22 protein-coding genes are annotated in these 21,622 nt (G+C 66.9%); 8 read left to right on the top strand and 14 right to left on the bottom strand.

The genetic code is table 11. The features are described from left to right. Nucleotides 1-4 precede the first annotated feature (4 nt). The 10 genes from ACTF4R_RS03805 to ACTF4R_RS03850 all read right to left on the bottom strand — a co-directional run bounded on the left by ACTF4R_RS03805 (nucleotide 5) and on the right by ACTF4R_RS03850 (nucleotide 10,004). Nucleotides 5-448, bottom strand: coding sequence for a cytidine/deoxycytidylate deaminase family protein (locus tag ACTF4R_RS03805; RefSeq protein ID WP_440006349.1), 444 nt, complete (start codon nucleotides 446-448; stop codon nucleotides 5-7). A 55-nt stretch (nucleotides 449-503) separates the two neighbouring features. Further along, nucleotides 504-1,484 carry a phosphoribosylformylglycinamidine cyclo-ligase gene (purM, locus tag ACTF4R_RS03810; RefSeq protein WP_440006351.1) on the bottom strand — a complete coding sequence of 327 codons (981 nt, stop codon included), beginning with the start codon at nucleotides 1,482-1,484 and terminating at the stop codon, nucleotides 504-506. 105 nt (nucleotides 1,485-1,589) lie between these two features. Beyond that, a complete protein-coding gene (locus tag ACTF4R_RS03815) occupies nucleotides 1,590-2,105 on the bottom strand; it encodes a GNAT family N-acetyltransferase (RefSeq protein ID WP_440006352.1) in 516 nt (171 codons plus the stop codon). Between the two features lie 153 nt (nucleotides 2,106-2,258). Next, nucleotides 2,259-3,611, bottom strand: a complete 1,353-nt coding sequence (locus tag ACTF4R_RS03820; protein ID WP_440006354.1) for an NAD(P)/FAD-dependent oxidoreductase — start codon at nucleotides 3,609-3,611, stop codon at nucleotides 2,259-2,261. Between the two features lie 114 nt (nucleotides 3,612-3,725). After that, nucleotides 3,726-4,562: an MBL fold metallo-hydrolase gene (locus ACTF4R_RS03825; RefSeq protein WP_440006356.1), complete on the bottom strand. Its 837-nt coding sequence runs from the start codon at nucleotides 4,560-4,562 to the stop codon at nucleotides 3,726-3,728. 268 nt (nucleotides 4,563-4,830) lie between these two features. Then, nucleotides 4,831-5,670 (bottom strand): enoyl-CoA hydratase/isomerase family protein, encoded by an 840-nt coding sequence (locus ACTF4R_RS03830; RefSeq protein ID WP_440006358.1) that lies wholly within the window; start codon nucleotides 5,668-5,670, stop codon nucleotides 4,831-4,833. Then, nucleotides 5,667-6,602, bottom strand: a complete 936-nt coding sequence (locus ACTF4R_RS03835; RefSeq protein ID WP_440006360.1) for a 3-hydroxyacyl-CoA dehydrogenase family protein — start codon at nucleotides 6,600-6,602, stop codon at nucleotides 5,667-5,669. The genes ACTF4R_RS03830 and ACTF4R_RS03835 overlap by 4 nt, the downstream gene beginning before the upstream one ends. Nucleotides 6,603-6,744: 142 nt before the next feature. After that, complete coding sequence (locus tag ACTF4R_RS03840; RefSeq protein WP_440006362.1) at nucleotides 6,745-8,244, bottom strand: zinc ribbon domain-containing protein; 1,500 nt, start codon at nucleotides 8,242-8,244, stop codon at nucleotides 6,745-6,747. Beyond that, a complete protein-coding gene (locus ACTF4R_RS03845; RefSeq protein ID WP_440006364.1) occupies nucleotides 8,241-9,464 on the bottom strand; it encodes a thiolase domain-containing protein in 1,224 nt (407 codons plus the stop codon). Before ACTF4R_RS03845 ends, ACTF4R_RS03840 begins: the two co-directional genes overlap by 4 nt. 72 nt (nucleotides 9,465-9,536) lie before the next feature. Further along, nucleotides 9,537-10,004, bottom strand: a complete 468-nt coding sequence (locus tag ACTF4R_RS03850; protein ID WP_440006366.1) for a hypothetical protein — start codon at nucleotides 10,002-10,004, stop codon at nucleotides 9,537-9,539. A 97-nt stretch (nucleotides 10,005-10,101) separates the two neighbouring features. Between ACTF4R_RS03850 and paaK the strand changes: the two genes are divergently transcribed. The 4 genes from paaK (at nucleotide 10,102) to ACTF4R_RS03870 (ending at nucleotide 15,853) form a co-directional block, all read left to right on the top strand. Further along, nucleotides 10,102-11,388 (top strand): phenylacetate--CoA ligase PaaK, encoded by a 1,287-nt coding sequence (gene paaK / locus ACTF4R_RS03855; RefSeq protein ID WP_440006368.1) that lies wholly within the window; start codon nucleotides 10,102-10,104, stop codon nucleotides 11,386-11,388. Between the two features lie 141 nt (nucleotides 11,389-11,529). Then, nucleotides 11,530-12,306: a hypothetical protein gene (locus ACTF4R_RS03860; protein ID WP_440006370.1), complete on the top strand. Its 777-nt coding sequence runs from the start codon at nucleotides 11,530-11,532 to the stop codon at nucleotides 12,304-12,306. Between the two features lie 203 nt (nucleotides 12,307-12,509). Continuing rightward, nucleotides 12,510-14,633 (top strand): hypothetical protein, encoded by a 2,124-nt coding sequence (locus ACTF4R_RS03865; protein WP_440006371.1) that lies wholly within the window; start codon nucleotides 12,510-12,512, stop codon nucleotides 14,631-14,633. Next, the gene (locus tag ACTF4R_RS03870) at nucleotides 14,630-15,853 is read left to right on the top strand and encodes a CARDB domain-containing protein (protein WP_440006373.1); all 1,224 of its coding nucleotides are present in this window, start codon (nucleotides 14,630-14,632) and stop codon (nucleotides 15,851-15,853) included. The genes ACTF4R_RS03865 and ACTF4R_RS03870 overlap by 4 nt, the downstream gene beginning before the upstream one ends. Before the next feature lie 34 nt (nucleotides 15,854-15,887). Here the strand turns inward: ACTF4R_RS03870 and ACTF4R_RS03875 are convergent, their stop codons facing one another. Both ACTF4R_RS03875 and paaI read right to left on the bottom strand, forming a co-directional pair. Next, nucleotides 15,888-16,373 (bottom strand): hypothetical protein, encoded by a 486-nt coding sequence (locus ACTF4R_RS03875; protein WP_440006374.1) that lies wholly within the window; start codon nucleotides 16,371-16,373, stop codon nucleotides 15,888-15,890. Between the two features lie 185 nt (nucleotides 16,374-16,558). Next, on the bottom strand, nucleotides 16,559-16,960 hold the full coding sequence (gene paaI, locus ACTF4R_RS03880; RefSeq protein WP_440006376.1) for a hydroxyphenylacetyl-CoA thioesterase PaaI: 402 nt from the start codon (nucleotides 16,958-16,960) through the stop codon (nucleotides 16,559-16,561). Between the two features lie 51 nt (nucleotides 16,961-17,011). Between paaI and ACTF4R_RS03885 the strand changes: the two genes are divergently transcribed. Both ACTF4R_RS03885 and ACTF4R_RS03890 read left to right on the top strand, forming a co-directional pair. Continuing rightward, the gene (locus ACTF4R_RS03885; protein ID WP_440006378.1) at nucleotides 17,012-17,473 is read left to right on the top strand and encodes a MaoC/PaaZ C-terminal domain-containing protein; all 462 of its coding nucleotides are present in this window, start codon (nucleotides 17,012-17,014) and stop codon (nucleotides 17,471-17,473) included. Nucleotides 17,474-17,558: 85 nt separating this feature from the next. Continuing rightward, complete coding sequence (locus ACTF4R_RS03890) at nucleotides 17,559-18,440, top strand: amidohydrolase family protein (RefSeq protein WP_440006380.1); 882 nt, start codon at nucleotides 17,559-17,561, stop codon at nucleotides 18,438-18,440. A gap of 36 nt (nucleotides 18,441-18,476) precedes the next feature. On the opposite strand, the gene ACTF4R_RS03895 is transcribed toward ACTF4R_RS03890, so the two are convergent. Then, nucleotides 18,477-19,241, bottom strand: coding sequence for an enoyl-CoA hydratase/isomerase family protein (locus ACTF4R_RS03895; RefSeq protein ID WP_440006382.1), 765 nt, complete (start codon nucleotides 19,239-19,241; stop codon nucleotides 18,477-18,479). A 53-nt stretch (nucleotides 19,242-19,294) separates the two neighbouring features. On the opposite strand from ACTF4R_RS03895, the gene ACTF4R_RS03900 reads away from it, so the two are divergent. Further along, the gene (locus tag ACTF4R_RS03900; RefSeq protein ID WP_440006384.1) at nucleotides 19,295-19,678 is read left to right on the top strand and encodes a PaaI family thioesterase; all 384 of its coding nucleotides are present in this window, start codon (nucleotides 19,295-19,297) and stop codon (nucleotides 19,676-19,678) included. 251 nt (nucleotides 19,679-19,929) lie between these two features. On the opposite strand, the gene ACTF4R_RS03905 is transcribed toward ACTF4R_RS03900, so the two are convergent. Continuing rightward, the gene (locus ACTF4R_RS03905) at nucleotides 19,930-20,592 is read right to left on the bottom strand and encodes a helix-turn-helix domain-containing protein (RefSeq protein ID WP_440006385.1); all 663 of its coding nucleotides are present in this window, start codon (nucleotides 20,590-20,592) and stop codon (nucleotides 19,930-19,932) included. Nucleotides 20,593-20,675: 83 nt separating this feature from the next. On the opposite strand from ACTF4R_RS03905, the gene paaA reads away from it, so the two are divergent. Beyond that, a complete protein-coding gene (paaA, locus tag ACTF4R_RS03910) occupies nucleotides 20,676-21,620 on the top strand; it encodes a 1,2-phenylacetyl-CoA epoxidase subunit PaaA (RefSeq protein WP_440006387.1) in 945 nt (314 codons plus the stop codon). Nucleotides 21,621-21,622: the final 2 nt, after the last annotated feature.

The raw sequence follows: 21,622 nt of genomic DNA on the forward strand, positions 1-21,622 counted from the left end.
CGGTTCACCAGTTGCGCGTCGGGAGCAGCGCCGACGCCGTCGCTTTTCGCCGGTCGCCGTCGTGTGGAACGACGACGTCGACGTCCTCGCCGTAGTCCACGATCAGCTCCCGGCACGCGCCGCACGGCGGGACCACCTCGAAGCCGCGGTCCTCGTCCGGAAGCGGATGGCGGACAGCGGCCACGGCGTCGAACCGGGTCGCGCCGTCCGCGACCGCCGCACCGAACGCGACCGGTTCGGCACACATCGACGCTCGACCGACGCTGGCCGGGAGGCTGACGCCGTCGTACACGTCGTCGCTTGTGGTGCGGAGTGCAGCACCGACGAGGTGTGCACCGCCCCACCGCTCGGGGTCGAACGCTGCCTCGGTCGCCGCCCGCGCTCGTTCGACGAGACGCTCGTCGGCCGCCGTCAGGTCCCTCGTCTCGACGGTAATCTCGGAGGTCACACCGTCGAGTCGTAACCGGAGAACAAATGCTTTCCGTCAGGTACCGTCGTGAGGGTCACGTCAGCGTCAGTCCGCGGATTCCCACGCCCTCGCCCTCGCGAACCTCGCCGACGACCTCGCCGTCCGTCGCCGCCGCCAGCGACTCCGCGTCGTCCTCCGGGAGCGCGACGACGAATCCAGTCCCCATGTTGAACGTGCGGTGCATCTCCTCGTCGCTCACGTTGCCCTCCTCCTGGACGAACGTGAACACGTCCTGGGCCGGGAGGGGGTCCGATATCTCGTAGCGGAACGCGCCCATTCGAGAGAGGTTCGTCCAACCGCCGCCGGTCACGTGCGCGGCGGCGTGGACGTCGCGCTCGCGCAGCGCCGGCAGGAGGTCGGCGTAGATGCGCGTCGGTTCCAGCAGTTCCTCCCCGATGGTCCGGTCGCTCCCCGGGAACGGGTCGTCGTAGTCGTGGTTCCGGGTGACCGCCTCCCGAGCCAGCGTCAGGCCGTTCGAGTGGATACCACTGGCGGGGAAGCCGACGAGCGCGTCCCCGACCGTCGCCTCGCCGGGGAAGACCGCGTCCTTCGGCGCGAGGCCGACGCAGGCCCCGGCGAGGTCCAGCCCCCGGATGACCTCGGGCATCACCGCCGTCTCGCCGCCGACGAGCGCGACGCCGGCCGCCTCCGCGCCCGCCGAGAGGCCCTCGCCGACCTGCTCGGAGAACTCCTCGCTCGGCTCCTCGACGGCGAGGTAGTCGACGAACGCGACCGGTTCGACGCCCGCCGCCACGAGGTCGTTGACGTTCATGGCGATGCAGTCGACGCCCACGGTGGAGTAGTCGCCGAGCGCCTCGGCGACGAGGAGTTTGGTACCGACGCCGTCCGTCGCCAGCGCGAGATAGCGGTCGCCGACGTCCAGCAGTCCGGCGTAGTCGGTCGTGTTCTCGATGTCGCCGACGGCACCGACGAGCGCGGCGGTCGCCGCCTCGCTCGCGTCGATGTCGACCCCCGTCTCCGCGTAGGTGAGTTCCTCGTCCGCGTCCTCGCTCATGTGCGACTGGCCGCGTGCCGCGGGTAAATGTCTGCCGCTCTCGGCCGCGAGAACGCCAAGACGGAACGGAGGACGGCTGGTTCGGCGTCGTTGGCTCTGTCGAGCCTATCGTTCGGACGAGAGCAGCCCGTAGTAACTGACGTCCACGCGTTCGCCGTTCGCGTACTCGTGTTCTCGAAGCGTCCCTTCCTGCTGGAACCCCAACTTCTCCAGGACTCGCTTCGAGGCTTCGTTCCCCTCGACGACCTGCGCCCAGACCTTGTGGAGACCCCTGTCGTCGAACGCGTGCTCCAGACACAGGTCCGCCACCTCGGTTGCGTAGCCCTCGCCGTGGTACTCCGGATGGATTATGTACCCGATTTCGGCCCTGCTGGCCTGCGAGTCGAGTCCCGAAAGCAGGACGGTTCCGACGGCGACCCCGTCGCGACAGACGAGGAACACGACTACGTCGTCTCGCTCTTCGACGAGTTCTGCGACGTCGGTCTCGTGCCACGGAAGGGAGATTCCCGCTTGCCGTCGGTTAGACGGGTCGTTGTGCTGCTCCTCGACGAACGCGTAGTCGTCCGGACGAATCGTGTTGAGGGTCACCCCGTCGCCGCCGAGAAAGACCGTCCCGGGCATGAACTCACAGTCTACGCCCGCTCTCTTAGTTGTACCCGGGAAAAGCGAGGCGCGTCACCGGTGCATACCGTCCGCGCGGACCGAATCGTCCGAGCGTCGTTTCGACGTCGTGGACGTCTCCGTGTCGCGTTCCCCCAACGGTGATTCCACGGGTCAGCCGGCTGGCCTGAGCACGCGCCACGCGACGCCCGGGCGCAGCAGCGAACTGGGAGGCCGTTCCATCATCATCACCCGGAAGAAGGCGTCGGATAGAACGCCGTCGGTGTGGGCCCTGCGGACCAATCGAGACAGATATCGGCTGGTGACGTCGGTTCCGCGCGGCTTGGGACCGTCGGTACGCCGGAACTGGAAGTCGGCACCGACCGCCATGTTCCACGCGACGTCGACGGTCCCCGCGGCCCGTTCGAAGAACCGGACCGCGAGGTCGTCGCGGCCGTCCGTCGCGAGGACGGAGTGGAGGATCAGCGCCTCCAGCGCGGCGACCGACATGCCCTGGGCGTAGATGGGGTTGAAGCTGGCGACGGCGTCGCCGACGACGACCAGACCGTCTGGGAACCGTTCGAGGTCCTCGTAGCGGTGCCTGACGTTGGACGGGAAGGGATAGTGCACGATGTCCTCGGAGGTCCGGGAGTGCTCGTCCAGCAACCGTTTCGGGTGGGGGACGGGCAGGCTCGCGGCGAACTCCGCGAATCCCTCCGCGTCCGCCGGCGGGTGGTCGCCGTGGAACCCGAACATCGTCACCAGCCATCGACCGCCCTCGACGGGAAGAATCGCGCCTCCGCGAGTGTGCGGCGGGGAGGGCTGTACGACGAACGCCCGGCGGTCGTCGGCGGGACGCCGGAAGAAGGCGGTGCTGTAGGCGAGGTCGATGCGCACCTCGTCGACGGGCGGCGACGCGTAGCCGTGCGCGTCCAGCCAGACCGGCGTCCTGCTCGTTCGACCGGTGGCGTCGACGACCAGGTCCGCGACGAGTTCCTCCGGCGTCGACCCTTCCCGTTCGACCACGACGCCCTCCACCGTCGTCGCCGCGTCGTCGGTGAGGTAGTCGATCGTACGGCAACTCGGTCGCAGGTGGACGCCGTCGTGCCCGGCGACGCGATGGCGGACCAGTTGCTCGTACAGCGGGCGAGTGGCGCAGTACAGCGGTATGCGTCGCGGGCCGTCGGCGAGGAAGCCTCCCCCGTCGTAGAAGTTGACGTCGCGGGCACCGTCGATTACCAGCCCCCCGTCGGCGAGCAGGTCCTCGCCGTACCCCGGGAAGAGGTCCTCCAGCGTCGCGTGTCCGGCCTCCAGCAGCACGTGGAGGTGGTGGGACTGGGGGACACCCCGGCGGCTGACCGGTTCGTCGGGCAGGGGGTCGCGGTCGACGACCGTGACCTCGTCGAACCCGTCGGCGAGCGTGCGAGCCGACAGCAGACCGGCCATGCCGGCCCCGACCACCACCGCGTGCCCCCCGGGTTCGGAAATCCTGTCGCTGTCGTATCGCGGAACGGTTGCTAAGGTCACGGCTGTCCACTCCTCCCCGTCGAGTTCGCGCAGTGGTGTGTTAAGTGTTACCGCATCAGAGGAGAGAGGTTCGGTGGCGACTCGCGGCCCGTTCGTCGGGGGTCAGGCTCCGTCTCAGAGGTCCACGCGGTCGCCTATCTCGACGATCTCCAGCGACCGCGGACGGTCGAAGCTGCGGACGTGGTCGTAGAGGGCGGTCGGGTCCGCGGTGAGCCCCTTCCACATGTCCCAGTGGCTCGGGAGCAAGCGGTCGAGCTGGAGCGCGTTGGCCGCCTCGGCTATCTCGTTCTCGTCGCTGTACCACTTCGTGCGCTTCGGTTCGCCCGACTCCTTGTCCGGAACGTTGCCGACGGAGCCGAACGCCAGCACGCCGAGGTCCAGGTCGTACCGCTCGCCGACGTCCGCGAGGTCGTCGCCGGGTTTGGTGTCGCCGCCGTGGAAGACGGTCCCGGCGTCGTGTTCGAACACGTACGAGACGGGGTGAGCGGCGTCGGCGTCGTGGGCCGGTTCGACGTGCACCGTGAACTCGCCGACGTCGAAGGAATCGCCCTCCGCGACCTCGGCGAGCTGGTCGTCGTCCACGTCCCACTCGTCGGTCCAGCGCTCGTCCTCGCGGGCCACTTCGAGGCCGGCGTCGGGCGCGTAGAACGTCGCACCCGTGCGTTCGAGGATGGGTGCCTGGCTCGGACCGTGGACGTGGTCGGTGTGTTCGTGGGTGGCGAGGACGGCGTCCGCCGCCGAAACGTCCGCCGGGTCGAAGGGCACGGGGACCATCCGGACCGTCCGCGGCGGGTCGCCCGTCCCGAGGTAGGGGTCGACGAACAGCGTCGTCCCGTCGCGGCCCTTCAGCACGAAGCCGTTGCAGCCGAGATACCAGACGGCGACGCCGTCGGGGTCGGCGTCCTCGACGGCGCGCGGAAGCCAGTCGCCCCAGTCGCTGTGTATCGTCATGTACCACACTGCTGTGAGAACCCGCCTAAGTGTTGCGAAAGAGGTAACCAGACGACGGATTCGAGACGCCCCTCCCGCCAGCCAGGATGAATCCATAGGCAATAATGGTAAAACCGAAGACATATATTCAGACAGTAACTTCGTTCGAACGCCTGCAGACGGTCGCTCGCCGACTGCAGGCGACTGGATCGACGTGTCTCTGACAACTGCGGCGTCCCGCGCCGCGTCGCGTCCGGGAACTCACCCGGATGCGTTTCGGAACCGAACGTTACTCGCCTTCCCACTCCGGTTCGCGGTCCTCGAGGAACGCGTCGATGCCCTCGTTCTTGTCCCCGGAGGCGAACAGTTGCGCGAACAGTTCCGCCTCGTACTCGATGCCCGCGTCGAGGTCCATCCGGCTACTCGCCTTCACGGCTTTCTTCGCGAGTTCCAGCGCGAGCGGGCTCTTCGACGCCATCCGTCCGGCGAGTTCGGACACGCGGTCGTCGAACTCCCCCTCCGGGTGAACCTCGTCGACGAGGCCGATGTCGCCGGCTTCCTCGGCGTCGATTATCTCGCCGGAGAGAATCAGCCGCATGGCCTGGCCCTCGCCGACGAGGCGGGCGAGACGCTGGGTGCCGCCCCCGCCGGGCATGATACCGAGATTTATCTCCGGCTGGCCGAGTTTGGCGTCCTCGCGGGCGATGCGCACGTCGCAGGCCTGCGCGAGTTCGCACCCGCCTCCGAGAGCGTGACCGTTGACGGCCGCGACGACCGGCTTCTCGAGGTCGTCGACGTACTCGTAGACGCGGGGGCGCTTGCTCGCCTCTCGCTGCTCGATGGGGCCGCGTTCGCGCAGTTCCGTCACGTCCGCCCCGGCGACGAACGCGCCGGACTCGTCCGACCCCGTCAGGACGACGACGCGCACCGTCTCGGCCGCCTCGACCGCGTCGAGCACCGCCTTCAGTTCGGCGCGCAACTGGGCGTTCAGCGCGTTCCGGGCGTCCGGACGGGAGAGGGTGACCGTGGCGACGTGGTCCGCGCGTTCGCCGACCGACACGTCCACCGTCTCGCACTCGCCGGCGACCGCTTCGGGGCTTCCGGGGACGTCTCCGGCGTCGTCGCTCATTCGTCGTCACCCCCGTCGCCGTCGTCGGACCGCGTCGCGTCCCGGTCGGTCGGCGCGCCTTGCTCGACGGTGGTGCCCACTATCTCGCCGTCCTCCCAGACGTAGAACCCCTCGCCGGTCTTCTTGCCGAGTTTCCCGGCGCGCACCTTCTGGCGGAGGATCTGGGGCGGGCGGAAGCGCTCGCCGAGTTCCTCGCGGAGGTGTTCGAGGATGTCCAGGCGCACGTCCAGGCCCACGACGTCGCCGAGTTCGATGGGTCCCATCGGGTGGTTGTAGCCGAGTTCCATCGCGGCGTCGATGTCCTCCGGACCGGCGACGCCCTCCTGGAGCATCCGCATGGCCTCGACGCCGAGCGCAACGCCGAGCCGCGAGGACGCGAACCCGGGCGAGTCGTTCACCTCCACGGCGGTCTTGTCGATGCCGTCGACGAACTCGGTGGCGAACGTCACCGTCTCGTCGCTGGCCTGCTCCGGGACGACCACCTCGACGAGTTCCATGATGTGGACCGGGTTGAAGAAGTGGAGTCCGACGGCCCGCGAGGGGTCGTCGAGCGCACTGGCGATCTCTGTCAGCGAGAGCGAGGAGGTGTTCGAGGCGACGACCGTCTCCGGACCGACCAGCGCCTCCACGTCCGAGAACGTCTGTCGCTTGACGTCCATCTCCTCGGGCACCGCCTCGACGACCAGGTCCGCGTCGTCGACCGCGGTTTCGAGGTCGGTCGTCCCCGTGATACGGTCGAGCGCCGCCTCCATCTCCGCCTCGGTCACCTTGTCGCGCTCGACGCCGCCCCGCAGGTTCTCCTCGATGCTGTCGATGCCGTCCGCGACGAGGTCCTCCTGGATGTCCCGGAGCGTCACCTCGTGTCCGCCCGTGGCCGCGACCTGGGCGATACCGTGGCCCATGGTCCCGGCACCGAGTACGCCTACCTTCATGCGTCGAAACGCGAGGGGGGACAGGAAAAGCGTTTATCTACGTGACGCGTCGCCGTCGTCCGGAGAAGACGACGCCGAGCGGGGCACGCGAAGGGGAGACGACGATACGCGTCGCCGGTCCGGCCTTTCGCCGGCAGCAAATCTATCCGGAATCGTCGCCCCGCACCGGACGGACCTTGAACCCGTACCGCGTCACGCCCTCCTGCGTGTAGATGCGACGTATCGTCGCCTCGACGCGGTCGCCGATGTCGAGAGTGCCGGGGTCCGTTCCCGTCACCTGCGCCGGCGCGCTCGCCGTCTCGTCGCCGTCGTCCCGCGCGTCGCCGTCCTCGCGCGACGTCCCGCCGCTCGCGGGTTCCCGCTCGCGCGGGCCATCGAACGCGACGACGACCACGTCGAAGTCGCCGGACTGGGCCTGCTGTTCGGCGAACTCCGGGGGTGCGCCGCCCTGCGAGATGGTCGTCGTCGCCTCGACGGTCCCCGTTCCCGGGAGCGCCGCGTCGTCGTACTCCACCAGCGAGTTGCAGTCGGTGCACGCGCCCTCCGGCGGGAAGTTCAGCGCACCGCAGTCCGGACAGCGGCCGGCGACGAGGCGGTGGCGCTGGTCGAGCGTCCGCCGCCAGGAGGGGACGCTGACGTACGCGCCGCCGCCGCTCGGCGGCCCCGACGTGAGTTCGCCGCGCTGGCGGAGATACTCGGCGTAGGAGAGCGACTCGCTCCCGGAGAGCGAGAGCGACGCCGGAACCTCGTCGGCCCCCACGAGCAGCGCGTCCGCGCCCGCGCCGCTGCCGAACGCGGCGGCGAGCACGCGGTCGTGGCCGTCCGCGAGCGCCGTCGCGAGCCCCAGGGGGACGCTGGCCGCGCCGGTGTCGCCGAGTTCGTGGACCGTCGCGGCCGCCCGTATCTCGTCGGTCCCGACCCCGAGCGCGCCCGCGGCGCGGTAGGGAAGTTTGCCGTCCGGGGCCTGCACTGCGGCGGCGTCGACGGCCTCGAAGTCGAGTCGGTCGACCGCGCTCGACAGCGTCTCGGTGAACGCCTGGCGGTCGTAACTCGTGACGCCCAGGCCCTCCGTGGCGTCCGCACCCCGCCGCCGGAAGCGCGTGCCGGGGTACTCGGCGGCGAACTCGGCCCGCTGGACGACCTCCGCCGGGCCGTCGTCGGCGAGGACGAACGCCGCCGCGCCCGCGCCGGCGGCGTGTTCCTCCTCGCTGTCCGGTTCGCCGCGCGGACAGTCGGCGGCGACCACCAGGCCGACGCCGTCCCACGGCCCGGCGGCGAGGGCGGCGTCGAGCGCTCGCGTCCCCGCCCGCGTGCTCCCGGTGAAGACGTGTCGTGTCACGCTCTCGGTGAGGCCGAGCGTGCCGCCGAGGCGGGCGGTCAGGTCCTCCTCGGCCAGCGGCGGCGTCGTCGAAGCGACGGCGAGGAAGGCGACGTCCTCGCCGGCGCGGTCCGCGGCGTCGAGCGCGCGGGTCGCCGCCTCGTGGGCCATCGTGAGCGCGTCCTCGTCGGCGGCCGGAACCGCCTTCGACCGGACGCCCGCCGCGTGGAACTGCCCCCACGCTTCCTCGAACGCCGCCGCGTCGACGCGGAACCGCGGCGCGTACGCGCCGACCGCCGCGATGTTCGGGGTCTCGCCGCTCATGGTTCCGCCTCCTTCCCTCGCGGACGCCGCCCGCTCGCGCCGTCCGAGTCGTGTGGCGACTCGCGCTCGAAGACGTGCACTACCGCCGCGCCGCCGCTCCCGCCGACGTTGTGCGTGAGACCCCGCGTCGCGCCCTCGACCTGCCGGTCGCCCGCGCGACCGGAGAGCTGCTCGAACGCCTCGACGACTTGGCCCGCTCCCGTCGCGCCGATGGGGTGGCCCTTCGACTTGAGGCCGCCCGAGGTGTTGACGGGGAGGTCGCCGCCGAGTTCCGTCGCGCCCGAGGCGACGAGGTCGCCGCTCTCGCCCGGTTCGCAGAAGCCCAGGTCCTCGTAGGCGAGCAGTTCCGCGATGGAGAAGCAGTCGTGGACCTCCGCGAAGTCGAGGTCGTCCGGACCGACGCCGGCCATCTCGTAGGCCCGGTTCGCCGCCTCCCGGGACGCCGGAATCGAGGTGTACGTGTCGCGCTGGAACAGTCCCACGCGGTCGCTGGCCGCGCCGACGCCCGCTATCCTGATGGGGGCGTCGGTGTACCGTTCCACGACGTCCTCGCCGACGATGAGCGCGGCGGCCGCCCCGTCGGTCGTCGGGCAGCAGTGATAGAGCGTGAGGGGGTCGGCGACCACGGCCGCGTCCCGGGCGTCCTCCAGCGAGCACTCGAAGCCGAGGTGGGCGTGGGGGTTCTTCGCGCCGTGCGCGTGGTTCTTCACCGCGACGCGCGACAGTGCGTCCCGGGAGGTGCCGTGCTCGGCCATGTGTGCGTCCGCCATCTGGGCGTAGACGCCCGCGAAAGTCGTCCCGGAGAGGCGCTCCCACTCCGTCTCGCCGGAGACGCCGAGCCAGTACTTCGTCGCGTCGCTCGACGTGTCGGTCATCACTTCGACGCCGCCCGCGAGCACCACGTCGGCCATCCCGCTCTTGATGGCCTGGACCGCCTGCCGGACTGCGTAGCCCGACGCGGCGCAGGCGTTCTCGACGCGCGTCGTCGGGACGCCGTCGAGGCCGACGTGCTCCGTGGCGGCCGGGCCGGCCAGCCCGAGCTGACGACCGCCGACGCCCAGCGTGCCGACGAACGCCTCGTCCACGTCGTCGGGGGTAATGCCCGCCGGCACGCTGTCGCACGCGTCCTCGAACGCCGTGTGGAACAGCGACCGGTAGCTTTCGTCGGGGAACGACCCGAAGTCCGTCTGGGCCGCGCCGACGAGGTACGCGTCTCGCATGCGCCACACTCACAGCCCCGGAAAGAAATAATTGCCGTCACTTCGGGACTCCGGGGTCCGGGTCGACGGTCCCTACGCCGAACGCCGTTCCGCGAGACGGCACAGTCCGCGACCGACGCCGTACCCCACGACCGCGCCCGCGACGCCGATGCCGACGAACGCGAGCGCGAGCGCCCAGAGCGGTGCCTCCCCGGTCGACTGGCCGGTCGCTATCCGCATCAGCCCCAGGACGACGCTGAACAGTGCTCCGGGGACGACGCCCACGGCGAGCGAGGCGAACACGCCGCCGTCGCTGTACGCGCTCACCGCCGAGACGACCGGCGGCGCGCAGAACAGCACTGCGGGCAGGACGGCGTCGTAGACGAGGCTGACGAGCCCTCTTGCACCGGGGAAGCGCTTGCCGACCAGGACGACGAGCAGCAACGCGAGGACGAGCGCGGCGAATCCGCCGACGAAGCGACGCCAGTGGCGACGCCTGTCGTCCGGCCGACCCCAGAGACGAGTGGATTCGAACGTGGTAACCGACGAGAGCGGCGACATCTTCCGCCATGACGTGCGGCAGTCTGTCGGATAAAAGTTCTGTGACATCTCGACCCGAGAAAGGACTTTGTCGTCGGCTTCCGAACCACCGAGTGGTATGGTATACAGCGACATAGAGGCCGCGTCCCGCGACGAACTCCGGAGCCTCCAGGGCGACCGCCTCGCCGAGACGGTCGCCTACGCGTACGAGAACGTCCCCTTCTACCGCGACGCCCTCGACGAGGCGGGCGTCGCGCCCGACGACGTCGAGAGCGTCGCGGACGTGACGGAACTCCCGTTCACGACGAAAGAGGACTTCCGGGACGAGTACCCCGACGGCCTGTTCGCGGTCGGCCACGCCGACGTGAACCGCATCCACGCCTCCTCGGGCACCACCGGGAAACCGAAGATAGTCGCCTACTCCGACGACGACCTCGACCTCTGGCGCGAGGTGATGGCGCGCTCGCTCGCGGCCGCGGGGGTCTCGGAGGACGACGTCGTCCAGAACGCCTACGGCTACGGACTGTTCACGGGCGGTCTGGGCTTCCACGACGGCACCGAGGAACTGGGTGCCTGCGTCATCCCGACCGGCGGCGGCAACACCGGCCGACAACTCGACATGCTCCAGGACATGGAGAGCGACGTGCTCGCGTGTACGCCCTCCTACTGTCTGTATCTCGCCGAGGCGGCAGAAGAGCGGGGTATCGACCCCCGGGAGCTACCGCTCTCGACCGTCGTCATCGGCGCGGAACCGTTCACCGACCCGATGCGCGAGGAGATAGAGCAGGCGCTCGACGTGACCGCCGTGGACGTGTACGGTCTCTCGGAGGTCATCGGCCCCGGCGTCTCCATCGAGTGCGAGGAGGCCCAGGAGGGACTGCACGTCTGGGAGGACCACTTCTATCCCGAGGTGATCGACCCCGACACGGGTGAACCCCTGCCCGAGGGCGAGGAAGGCGAACTCGTGCTCACGTCGCTGACGAAGGAAGCGCTGCCCGTCCTGCGCTACCGCACGGGCGACATGACCTCGCTCACCTACGAGGAGTGCGACTGCGGGCGCACCGCCGTCCGGATGGACAACGTCACCGGCCGCACGGACGACCTGATAATCGTCCGCGGCGTCAACGTCTACCCCAGCCAGATAGAGGAGGTGATGGTCGACCTCGACGACGTCGCGCCGTACTACCGCATCGACCTCTTCCGCCGGGGTAACCTCGACCGGATGGAACTCACCGTCGAGTACCACGAGGAGTACGGCGGCACCCACGAGGAACTCGAGGACCGCATCCGGACGGTACTCGAAGACACGCTGGAGGTTAACCCCGACGAGATAGAGGTCGTCGGTCCCGGCGTCATCGACCGCTCGGAGACGGGGAAAGTGAAGCGCGTCTACGACCACCGGTGAGCGGATTCCCGCTTCCGTGAGCGCCGCGACCGTCACGGTACGGGTAATTATCCGTTGATTCTAACACTAAACTTATCACGGTAGTCTTCGACACTCGGTCATGAGAATCACTGGAGACTCGCGTTCGGCCCGACCAGCACGATGATTCTCGACGTGTTCCTTCCCGCTATCTTCGGGCTGGTCGGTCTCGTGGGCGTCGTTGGGTTACTGTCGTTTTTGAGCTCTCTGCAGACGGTGCTATCGACCGGCGTGTCTCCACCGGACGCCCTCGGAACGGGCCGAGTCGCTGTAATCGGCGAAGTCGAAGCGACCGACTCGCCGGTTCGCGCCCCGCTCTCCGGCGAGGAATGCGTGGGATACGTCCTCGACAGAGAAGTGAAACATCGTACGGGTGGAACCGGCGTCGGCTTGCTCGTTCCGCGATGGCACCGCAAGGACGTCCACTACGAACTTCCGCCGACGTATCTCGCCGACGTCGAGGGAGACCGCGTGCGAGTCCAGTTCGACGCAGACGTCGAGTCGTGGCGGACGCCCGTGCCGGACGAACTGTTCAGCAACGTTCAGCTCGGGGTCGACGATCGAACCCGATACGACGAAGACGCGTCACCACCCGAGGCTGTACACGGCATTCTGGGAGACGTTCCGGACGTGTCGAGCGCGGGGTCGGTGTTCGGGGTCGGGTCTCATCCTCATCGGTACACAGAATGGCGACTCGAACCTGGCGACCGACTCTATCTCCTCGGACACGCGCACGACGACGCGTCGGAACCGACGATTCGAGCGCGAATCGACGAAGACGTCCTCGTCGACCTCGGGGCGAACAGCCGTCTTCGACTGCTCGGCCTGCTCACCGCCCGATTTCTGGCTACCGGAGCGCTCGCTGCGTTCGGACTCGGCGGTGCAATCGTTCTGGTTTGAGACGTCTCTTCCGTCAACCGACGACCGGTGATTCGCGTCTCGTCGTCGAACGTTCCCTCTTCGACGCCAACGTGATTCAGCCTGTCAAAGCGTGATACGTCGAATCTCGTGTAGTATATAAATTTCTGGTACCGGGCTTCGACAGTTATCAAATCAGATATCTAAGGATATCCTTAATTATACGTGATATGAAATCCGGGTGCATGTATAGAAAAACTGACCGGATATCACGGAGGGACGTTCTCCGAACGAGCCTCTTGCTCGGTGGGTCACTCCCGCTAGCGACGAACGGCGGGGGTGCGTTGGAGATCGACGACGAACCAGCGTTCTACGACGACTGGGAAGACGGGGACTACACTTCGAATCCCGGCTGGCGAGTGTACGACGACGATGGTGACTTCCGAGCGCGCGTACGTTCGCAATCGACTCCGGAAGGCGGACGACACGTTCTCCAGATACGCGAGACGACCGGAGGGGGAACGGACGGCATCATCGGCTGGCGGACCGGGTTGGCCGGCTGGGAGGACGAGTGGACCCTCAGCGGGTCGTTCTACACCCAGAACGTCCCGCTGAATAGCGACTTTCAGGGCCACAACGTCATCCTGTACGACGACCCCGACGAGAATCACAGCCCTCTCAAAGTTCACCTCGGTTTCGTGGACTCTCGCGGGCGGCAGAAACCCTTCCTCGTGGAGGGCGATCTCGTGGATTCCGTCCAGAAGACCGATAGCGTCGATTGGCAGGAGGACATCTGGTACCACTACGAGGTCAAGCACGACGGCGACGGCACCTACCTCGGCCGGCTCTGGGAGGACGGAACGGGACGACCCTCGACCCCGAACGCCAGGAGCGTGGGGAGCCCCCCGAATACCGAGAAGCGATTCGCTTCGCTCCAGATAAACGGTGCCCACTACCGAGCGTTCGATATTAACCACTCGTTCATGGAGTGGCAGGCCGGCACGAGAACTGACGATCCGACGGCCAGTTTAGAGCAACTCATCGACCGGAAAAGCGAGAAAATCGACGCAATCCAGGGTCTCGCGGCGCAGACGATAGGAGAGGACGAGGCGAACTCGACCGTCGACCAGTCGGCGCAGGAACTGTTGGCAGAAATTCGGGAAGACGGTCTGGAAACGTCTACCGAACAGTACGAACGGGCGCTGAATCGGATGAATGCGACCGAGTCGGTGACCGAGACGAGCACACGCGCAGTCGTCGGCGAGGACAACCCGACCGAGAAGACCTCCGAGAACGTCTACTCGTTCGCCACAGGTGCGGCCATCGAACTGATTCCGGAGGTCGGCGAGAAAATCGGTGCGGGCATCCTCAAGCGAATCAACGCGTCGATTCTGGACGACGTGACGGGCTTCCTCGACGATATCACGCAGAGCATCCGGGGGAGTGGCGCGCTACCGACCTCCTCGTTGAACGACATCGACGCCGACCTCAACGCGTACAAGATTTCGCAAGCTTCCCGCAGCGAGAGCGCGATTCGAAACAACAAGGACAACGCACGGGAAGCAGTCAACGGTGCAGCTGGCGGGACGCTGAAGGCGGGCGAGTTGGCTTACGCTGCGACTAATCCCGACGCGAAGCAAAACCTGCTCGACTCGCTGGAGGAGACCCTGTTCGAAACCTACTACTTCGCGCCCGACCTGCCGTCGGTGGACGTTCCGGTTCCATCGAACATCGACCTCCCGGACTTCGAGGTCTCGTACGACGTACCCGACGAGGAGTTACCGTCCTACCTACGCGGTACGGTGCCGGACAGTATCGATATAGATACGACCGACCTCGAAATCCAACTGACGGAAGCGCCCGTCCTCGAAGAGATCTCGGCGTTACTGGACACGTACCAGGACGACGTGAAGACGGGCGGCATCAACACGACGATCGACGCCAGGATGGAGTACCTCCACTCGAACGTCTCGTCGTTGTCGGCGCAGGACGCCGATACGCGTGAGACGTTGCAGAGCACCGCTGCCGACGCAATTCAGGCGGTGGAGACGCTTCTCAACGACATACTGATAGACGGTCTCGAGAAAATTTCGGACGTGCTGAGTCTCGCGGCGGACCTGGCGTCCGCGGGCTCCGTCGCCGCGCTCGTCGGTGCCGCCTTCCTCATCGTCACCGGGTTCGGAGCGGCGACTGCACTCGGACTGGCAGGAACGCTCGCTACCGTCGCAACCGCCCTCAGCGTGGCGGCGTTGTTCATCGACAGCGTCCAGATCGCGTCCGGGTTCGGGTTCGCGATGATCGACAACGAAATCCACCAGACAGCTACGTATCTTCTCGGCGAAACCGACCTCAGCGGGGTGAACCTATGAGCGACGACCGTGTGGTCGCGTTCCGTGACGCGGTGGGTTCGGGCGACACAGCGACAGCGATCGATCGGTTCGACGACTTCGACGAGGCGCTCAACGATAGACAGGCGCGCGAGAGCGCGGTTCGAGACGTCGCCCGAAGGATACTCGCTCGAAGCTCGCAGAACCCGGAGAGTGCCGAGGCGGCAAAACGGTACCTCGAAGCCGTCGCCGAAGCACAGCAGGCGCGACTCCAGGCCAAGTACGACTTTCTGCTTTATCTCAAGGACGGACCAAGCGGAAGCGACGTCGCAGACAAGGTGGATTCGGTGGTCTCGGCGAACGAATCGGTCAGAGAACGAGAAACCTCGATGCGGCAAAACTCCGGGGACATCGCGCTCCCGACGGCTGTGCAAGTGACGGGACCCAGCGTCAGGACCGTCCCACTCGGGGAGTCGCTCGACATCGAATACGAAGTAGTGAACGTCGGACTTCGAGGGGTCTCCGAGGTTGCAATCGACGTAGAAGGCTTCGACGCGACCGCCGAGTCGTCAGCCATCGACGCGCTCCCGGCCGGAAAGGAGACGACCGTCACCGTGTCCGGAACGCCGAAGACGAGCGACGAGACGGCGCTGAAGGTAACGGTCGACGACAGTACGGCCCAGACTCGCGTCGTCCCGCTCGACAAGGCAGAGTACGTCGAACGAGTTGGAACTCAGTTCGAGGAAACGAAGTCGGAGGTAAACGACGCTGCCTCGCTGTCTCGCCGGACCATCGGGAACGGAAACGGTGAGTCGTCGAGAGATCCCTTCTCGAAGGACGGTCTCGAAGTCAAGCTCCAAGCCAACGTCGAGAACGACCGGTTGACGCTTCGAGAGAAGGTACAAGCCAAGGAGAGCGTCCAGATTCGGACGACAGTGAACGTCCATCCCGCGGCGACACCGGAGCAGGGTGCTACGGCGTATCTCGCGGTCGCAACGAGGGTCCTCGAACTCGCCGAGCGTGCGCTCGAGGAGAACCGCCCATCGCTTGCAGATGAACTCCTCCGGGAGTACGTGTCCGCGCTCCAGTCGGCCAGTGACGCTCTCACCGACTCTTCGTCCGGTACTGGGAAGTCGAACGGTAAGGGTAACGAAACGGAGGGCGACTACTCGCCGATCTCCCAGCGCCAACTGGCGATCTGGGTACAGGACCTCGGCGAAATTTCCGATATCGCCGCGACCGCCCTGCGAGCGCAGGCGTAACGACTGCACTCCAATTTCTCGTCGGCGATTCCTGCTATCGGCCCCAGTACTCCTCGGGAGAGACGCCAGCGACTCGTGCACGAACTACCATGTACCCGACCATGACCATCGCGGTGGTCAGGACCAGTACCACGCCGCGAACGCCGGTCGGTATTTCGCGGCCGTCACCGTCGGTCAGATCGAGCGCAGGGTCGTCGAATCCCGTGGCCGCACCGATTGCGGGTCCGATGATCAACAGGAAGACGACGACGTACACCAGTACCACGACTCCCAACTCCGCAACGCGGTGACGTTTCACGTCCTGGAGTAGTTCGAGGAGCGGAAAAGGCGTTCCGCAAACCTCCGTCGAACGCTGTCTCGAGGGGGCGGTCGGTCGACTCCAAGAGTCCGGGGATCCGTCTGAATCGTTCTCCCGGACGACGTTCACGAGCCCCCCGACGGTTCCGAGAGCGAGTACCGCGTTACCTGCGTCTCCGGCGTCCGTGCTGTCATTCTCGTCGCCCGCTGGCGCGTCCAGCACACCGGTACGGGGTATCGTTGCGGACTCGGACGTCTTCAGGCGTTCTGGCAGTTGTCACCGCGCCGACTGCGCAATAGGAGAACGGTCGGCGGGCATCACCTGTAAACGAGGTTTTGGAGCCCAAACGTGTCTCAACGAAACCGGTCTTCACTCGGTGGGGGATCAGTCCGTCCGAACGCTGGCAATCACTCGTCCGGGAGGTACACCCGACCGCGGAACGTAGCAACACGCTCGTCGGCCTCGTCGGTGACGGTGACGCGGTACGAGGCGGTCCGGCCGCGCTGGTGGAGTCGCTCGGCCTCGGCGGTCAGCGTCTCGCCGACCGCGACGGCTTCGAAGTAAGAGACGTTCGTCTCCAGCGCGAGCGCGGTCTCCCCCTCGGCGTTCGACGCCGCGGCGAAGGCCGCGTCCGCGAGCGAGTAGACGGCGCCGCCGTGGGGCGTCCCGTGGAAGTTCAGCAGGTCCTCGGTGACGGCGAGTTCCGTCGTGGCGGTGCCGGGGGCCAGTTCGACGAGTTCGACGCCGAGCGTCTCGCAGAAGGGGTCGGCCGCGATGCGTTCGCGGCGCTCGTCGGGAATCTCGGTCATGGTGGCGGTAGGTGCAATACTTACTTATATTTCACCGAAGTTTTCTCCGATATGCCGTACAGCTACCAGCCACACCACTTCGAGGACTTCGAGGAGGGACAGACGTTCGAGAGCGTCGGCCGCACCGTCACCGAGTACGACTTCGTGATGCACTCGGCGTTCGCCGGCGACTGGACCGAACTCCACACCAACAAGGAGTACGCCGAGGACGAGTACTTCGGCGAGCGGGTGGCCCACGGCCCGATGACGTTCGTGCTCGCCACCGGATTCGTCTACCGCATCGGGATTCTCGAACGCACCGTCCTCGCGTTCCTCGGGATGAACTACATGGACATCCCGAACCCCGTCTACATGGACGACACCATCAGTCTCGACATGGAAGTGACCGAGACGAAGGAGATCAGCAGTCGGGACGACGCAGGACTGGTCGTCATCGACACCACCATGACGAACCAGGAGGACACCGTCGTCTTCGAGGGCGACATGAAGTTCCTCATCAAGACCAGAGAGTAAAGGACGGTTACGCATCTCGCCGTCGTCGGGCCGACGAAGATCTTTCTTCGCACGATTTTTCACGACAGTCCCCGAACACCGTCGCATGTCCAGACTCGACGTCGTCGCCGACCACGAGGACGACTACCCCATCGTCGACACCCACTGTCACCAACCGACGGAGGAGTTCCTCCACGACGCTGGCGGTCTGATGATGGAGGACGCCGCGAACAAGTTCGGCACCTCCATCGAGACCGATACCTACGACCACCTCATCGAGGAGTACCACGAGGCCGGAATCGGTACGACCGTCCTGCTCGGCTGGGACGCCGAGACCAACACCGGCAACCCGCCGGTGCCCAACGATTACGTCGCCGAAGTCCGGGACGAGTACTCCGACTTCTTCGTCGGATTCGCCAGCGTCGACCCCCTCAAGGAGGACTGCGTCGAGGAGGCCGAGCGTGCAGTGAAGGACCTCGACCTCTCGGGGTTCAAGTTCCAGCAGATAGCGCAGGGCTTCGACCCCAGCGACCCCGAACACGAGGAACTCTGGGCCACCATCGAGGACCTGGGCGTTCCGGTCGTCTTCCACGGCGGCAACTCCACCCTCGGCGCGGGCGCGCCCGGCGGTCGCGGACTCAAGATCAAGCACGGCAATCCGATGCTGATAGACGACGTGGCCGCGGAGTACCCGGACCTCCAGATTCTCATCGCGCACCCGGCGTTCCCGTGGGAGAAAGAGCAACTCGCCATCTGCCAGCAGAAGGGCAACGTCTACATGGACCTCTCGGGGTGGATGCCGCGGTACATCGACGACCAGGTGCTCCACTACGCGAAGAGCCTGCTCGCGGACAAGGTCATGTTCGGCACGGACTACCCGATGATAGAACCCGGACCGTGGCTCGACCAGTTCGCGGAACTGGAGTTCCCCGAAGACGTCCAGCGCAAGATACTCTGGGAGAACGCGGAGGAGTTCTTGGGACTGTGAGCCGGGCCGCCGAAGCTCGACGGTAGGAACCGACGGTCACTCGAACTCGGGGTCGCGCCCCTCCAGGAAGGCCGCCACGCCCTCTTCGTGTTCGGGCGTGTCGTAGGCCTGGGACTGCACCATGTTCTCGTAGTCCGCCGCCTCGCGCCATCCCTTGCCCATGTTCTCGTGGATGGCGCGCTTGGCGAGACCGATGGTCCTCGTCGGGCGCTCCTGGAGCGTGTCGAGCAGGTCGTCGACGGCGGGATCGAGCTGCTCGTCCGGGACGACCTCGTTGACCAGCCCCATCTCGGCCGCCTCGTCGGCTCCGAAGTACTCGCCGGTGAACGCGAGTCGCTTCGCGGTCCGGAGGCCGACGATGCGGGGGAGCAGGAAGGAGCCGCCGGTGTCCGGGATGAGGCCGACGCGGACGAACGCACAGCCGAACCTCGCCGAGTCGACGGCGTACGCGAAGTCGCTGACGGCCGTGATGGCCAGTCCCGCGCCGACGGCGTCGCCGTTCACTTTCGCGACGATGGGGACGGGAGCCGAGAGCGCCTCCTCGACGACGCGTCCGAACGTCGCCGTGATGCGCTCGTAGGCCGCCTCCGTGGTCTCCTCGCGCTCGGCCATCGACTGCACGTCCCCGCCCGCCGAGAAGGCGTCGCCCTCCCCGGTCAGCACGACGGCGTCGTGCTCGTCTGCGTCGGCTTCCGCGAGCACGTCTGCCAGTTCCTCGGCCGTATCGGTCGTGAAGGCGTTCATGACCTCGGGACGGTCGAAAGTGACTGTTCGGATGCCGTCGTCGTCCGTTACGTCCATACCGGGGGAGTCGAGTGGCCCACATTTAATTGCCCGCCACTCGGACTCGCGGTATGGACATCGAAGCGTTCTTCGAGGACATGCCGTTCGCCGACCTGCTCGGCGTCGAGGTGACGGCAGCCGAGGACGGCCACGCCGAAGGTCGCATCGAGATGCGCGAGGAGCTCTCGTGGAACCGGGACCGACAGATGGCTCACGGCGGTGTGACGTTCACGCTGGCGGACACCGTCGGCGGCGCGGCGCTCGTCTCGCTGAACGACCAGCCGGTGCCGACCATCGACATGCGCATCGACTACATCGAAGCCGGCACGGGCGACCTGTACGCGGAGGCCGACGTGGTCCGGAACGGCAACGACGTCGGCGTCGTCGACGTGAGCGTCCACGACGAGGACGACGAACACGTGGCCGAAGCCCGCGGCGTCTACAAGACGGGATAGCCGGCACTCGCGCCGACCGGCGTCGGGGAGGCGAGCACGTCCGGACGCCGAACGCTTCCGCGACGCGGAGACTTAAACCGGAAGGCGCGGCCAACGTCGGCGTGACCTGACGAGTCGCCGCGAAGCGGTCCGCGGGAGTACGGCACGCCGCTTCGCGCTCGTGTCCGCCGTCTGTTCGCCACTACACATCGACCGGAGGAACGGTCTGCCGCGGCCGCCGTCCGCGAGCGTCACAGTCCGTCTCGGGGGCGCTACTCGAAGAGCTGTGAGAACAGCGTTCGCTCCGCGCGGTGGACGCGCTCGAGGAACGCCGACTTGCTGATGGCGAGTTCGTCCGCGACCTCGCTCGCGGTGGCCTGCCGTGGGACGCCGAAGTAGTCCATCTCCAGGGCGGTCCGTAGGGCGCGCTCCTGAGCGGGCGTGACGTCCCACGTGCGAGCGACGGCGTCCTCGTCTTCTGAACCGAGGGGATGGACTCGAGAGAGCGTGACGCCCACCGCTTCCCCCGCCGCTTCCAGAACTCCCCGGAGCACGTCGTGACCGACGACCGCGCCCGTGAACGTCGCGCCGCCGTCGCGGTAGCGGAGCGACTCGGCCATGAATCCCGCGTTCGTCAGTTCGTGGACGATGCAGGGATGCTTCGAGAGACAGCGGTAGTTCCGGCGGTCGTCCGTCGTGGAGACGTGCAGGTAACGGATGCGGTCGTCGGCGTCGAGGAACTCGGCCAGGGGGTCGCCCTCGACGTCGTCGAAGCTGGGCGGCACGCCGGCGCTGAACCGCAGGAGTGCGTTACCGTCGTACCGGAGCTGGGGCGGCTGGCAGTCGACGCGGACGCCCGTCTCACGGGACGCCTCCGCGAGCGGACAGTCGTCGCCGGTGACGGTGAACTCGACGACCAGGCACTCCTCTATCACGTCCGACGGAAGGCACCGCGTGTATTTAAAAGCGCTCCATAGGCGGGTCAAGTAGTATGGGACGGGAGGTGTAATGAACGACCATGGACATCGAGACCGTCAAACAGCGGGCCGGACCGCGAGAGTTCAGCCCGAAGGACGACCTGCCGGAGGAGTACCGGAAGGCGGCGACCCGGATGATCCAGTTCCACGCGAACAGCGAGATAATGGGGGCGTACCTCGAACGTCCGTTCATCCGGGAGGCCCCGAGCCTCGACCGAAAGCTGGCGTTCTCGGCGAAGGTGCAGGACGAGATCGGTCACGGGCAACTGCTGTACCGGGCCGCCGAGTCGCTCGGCGTCAAGAGCCGCGAGCAGATGCTCGACGAACTCGCGAACGGGCAGGGGAAGTTCCTCAACTGCTTCCACTACCCGCTGGAGAGCTGGGTCGAGACGCCGATGATCGCGTTCTTCGTCGACGGCGCGGCGATGCGCCGGCAGGCCACGCTCAAACAGACCAGTTGGGAACCCTACGCCCACGCGATGGACAAGGTCTGTTTCGAGGAGGGGTTCCACGTCAAACACGGCGAGGCCATCCTCTACGAACTGATGACGGGGTCGAAGAAGGAACAGGAGATGACCCAGGAGGCCTTCGAGGAGTGGTGGCCCAGGATCATCCAGTTCTTCGGCCCGACCAACGACAAGTCGACCCACCACGACTTCGCCAGCGAGGTCGGCCTGAAGCAGATGTCGAACGACGACCTTCGCAACGCCTTCCTGAACTCCTACGTCCCGAAGGCGAAGAAGTACGGCCTGGAGATTCCCGACGAGCCGCGCATCCGCGAGAACGGCGACGGAACGTTCGAGGTGGTCGAGGACGACCTCGACTGGGACGAGTTCTTCACCATCGCGAAAAACGAGTACGAACCGGGCCTCGGACAGATAAACGGTCGCAAGCGCGCCCAGGAGGCGGTCGAGTGGGTTCGCGAGTCGATGGACAGCCACGAACAGCGACTGTACGGCGGCGAACAGCCGCAGGCGGCCGACTGACC

This window comes from Halomicrococcus pelagicus (genome assembly GCF_051917725.1).
In the GTDB taxonomy this organism is placed as follows: domain Archaea; phylum Halobacteriota; class Halobacteria; order Halobacteriales; family Haladaptataceae; genus Halomicrococcus.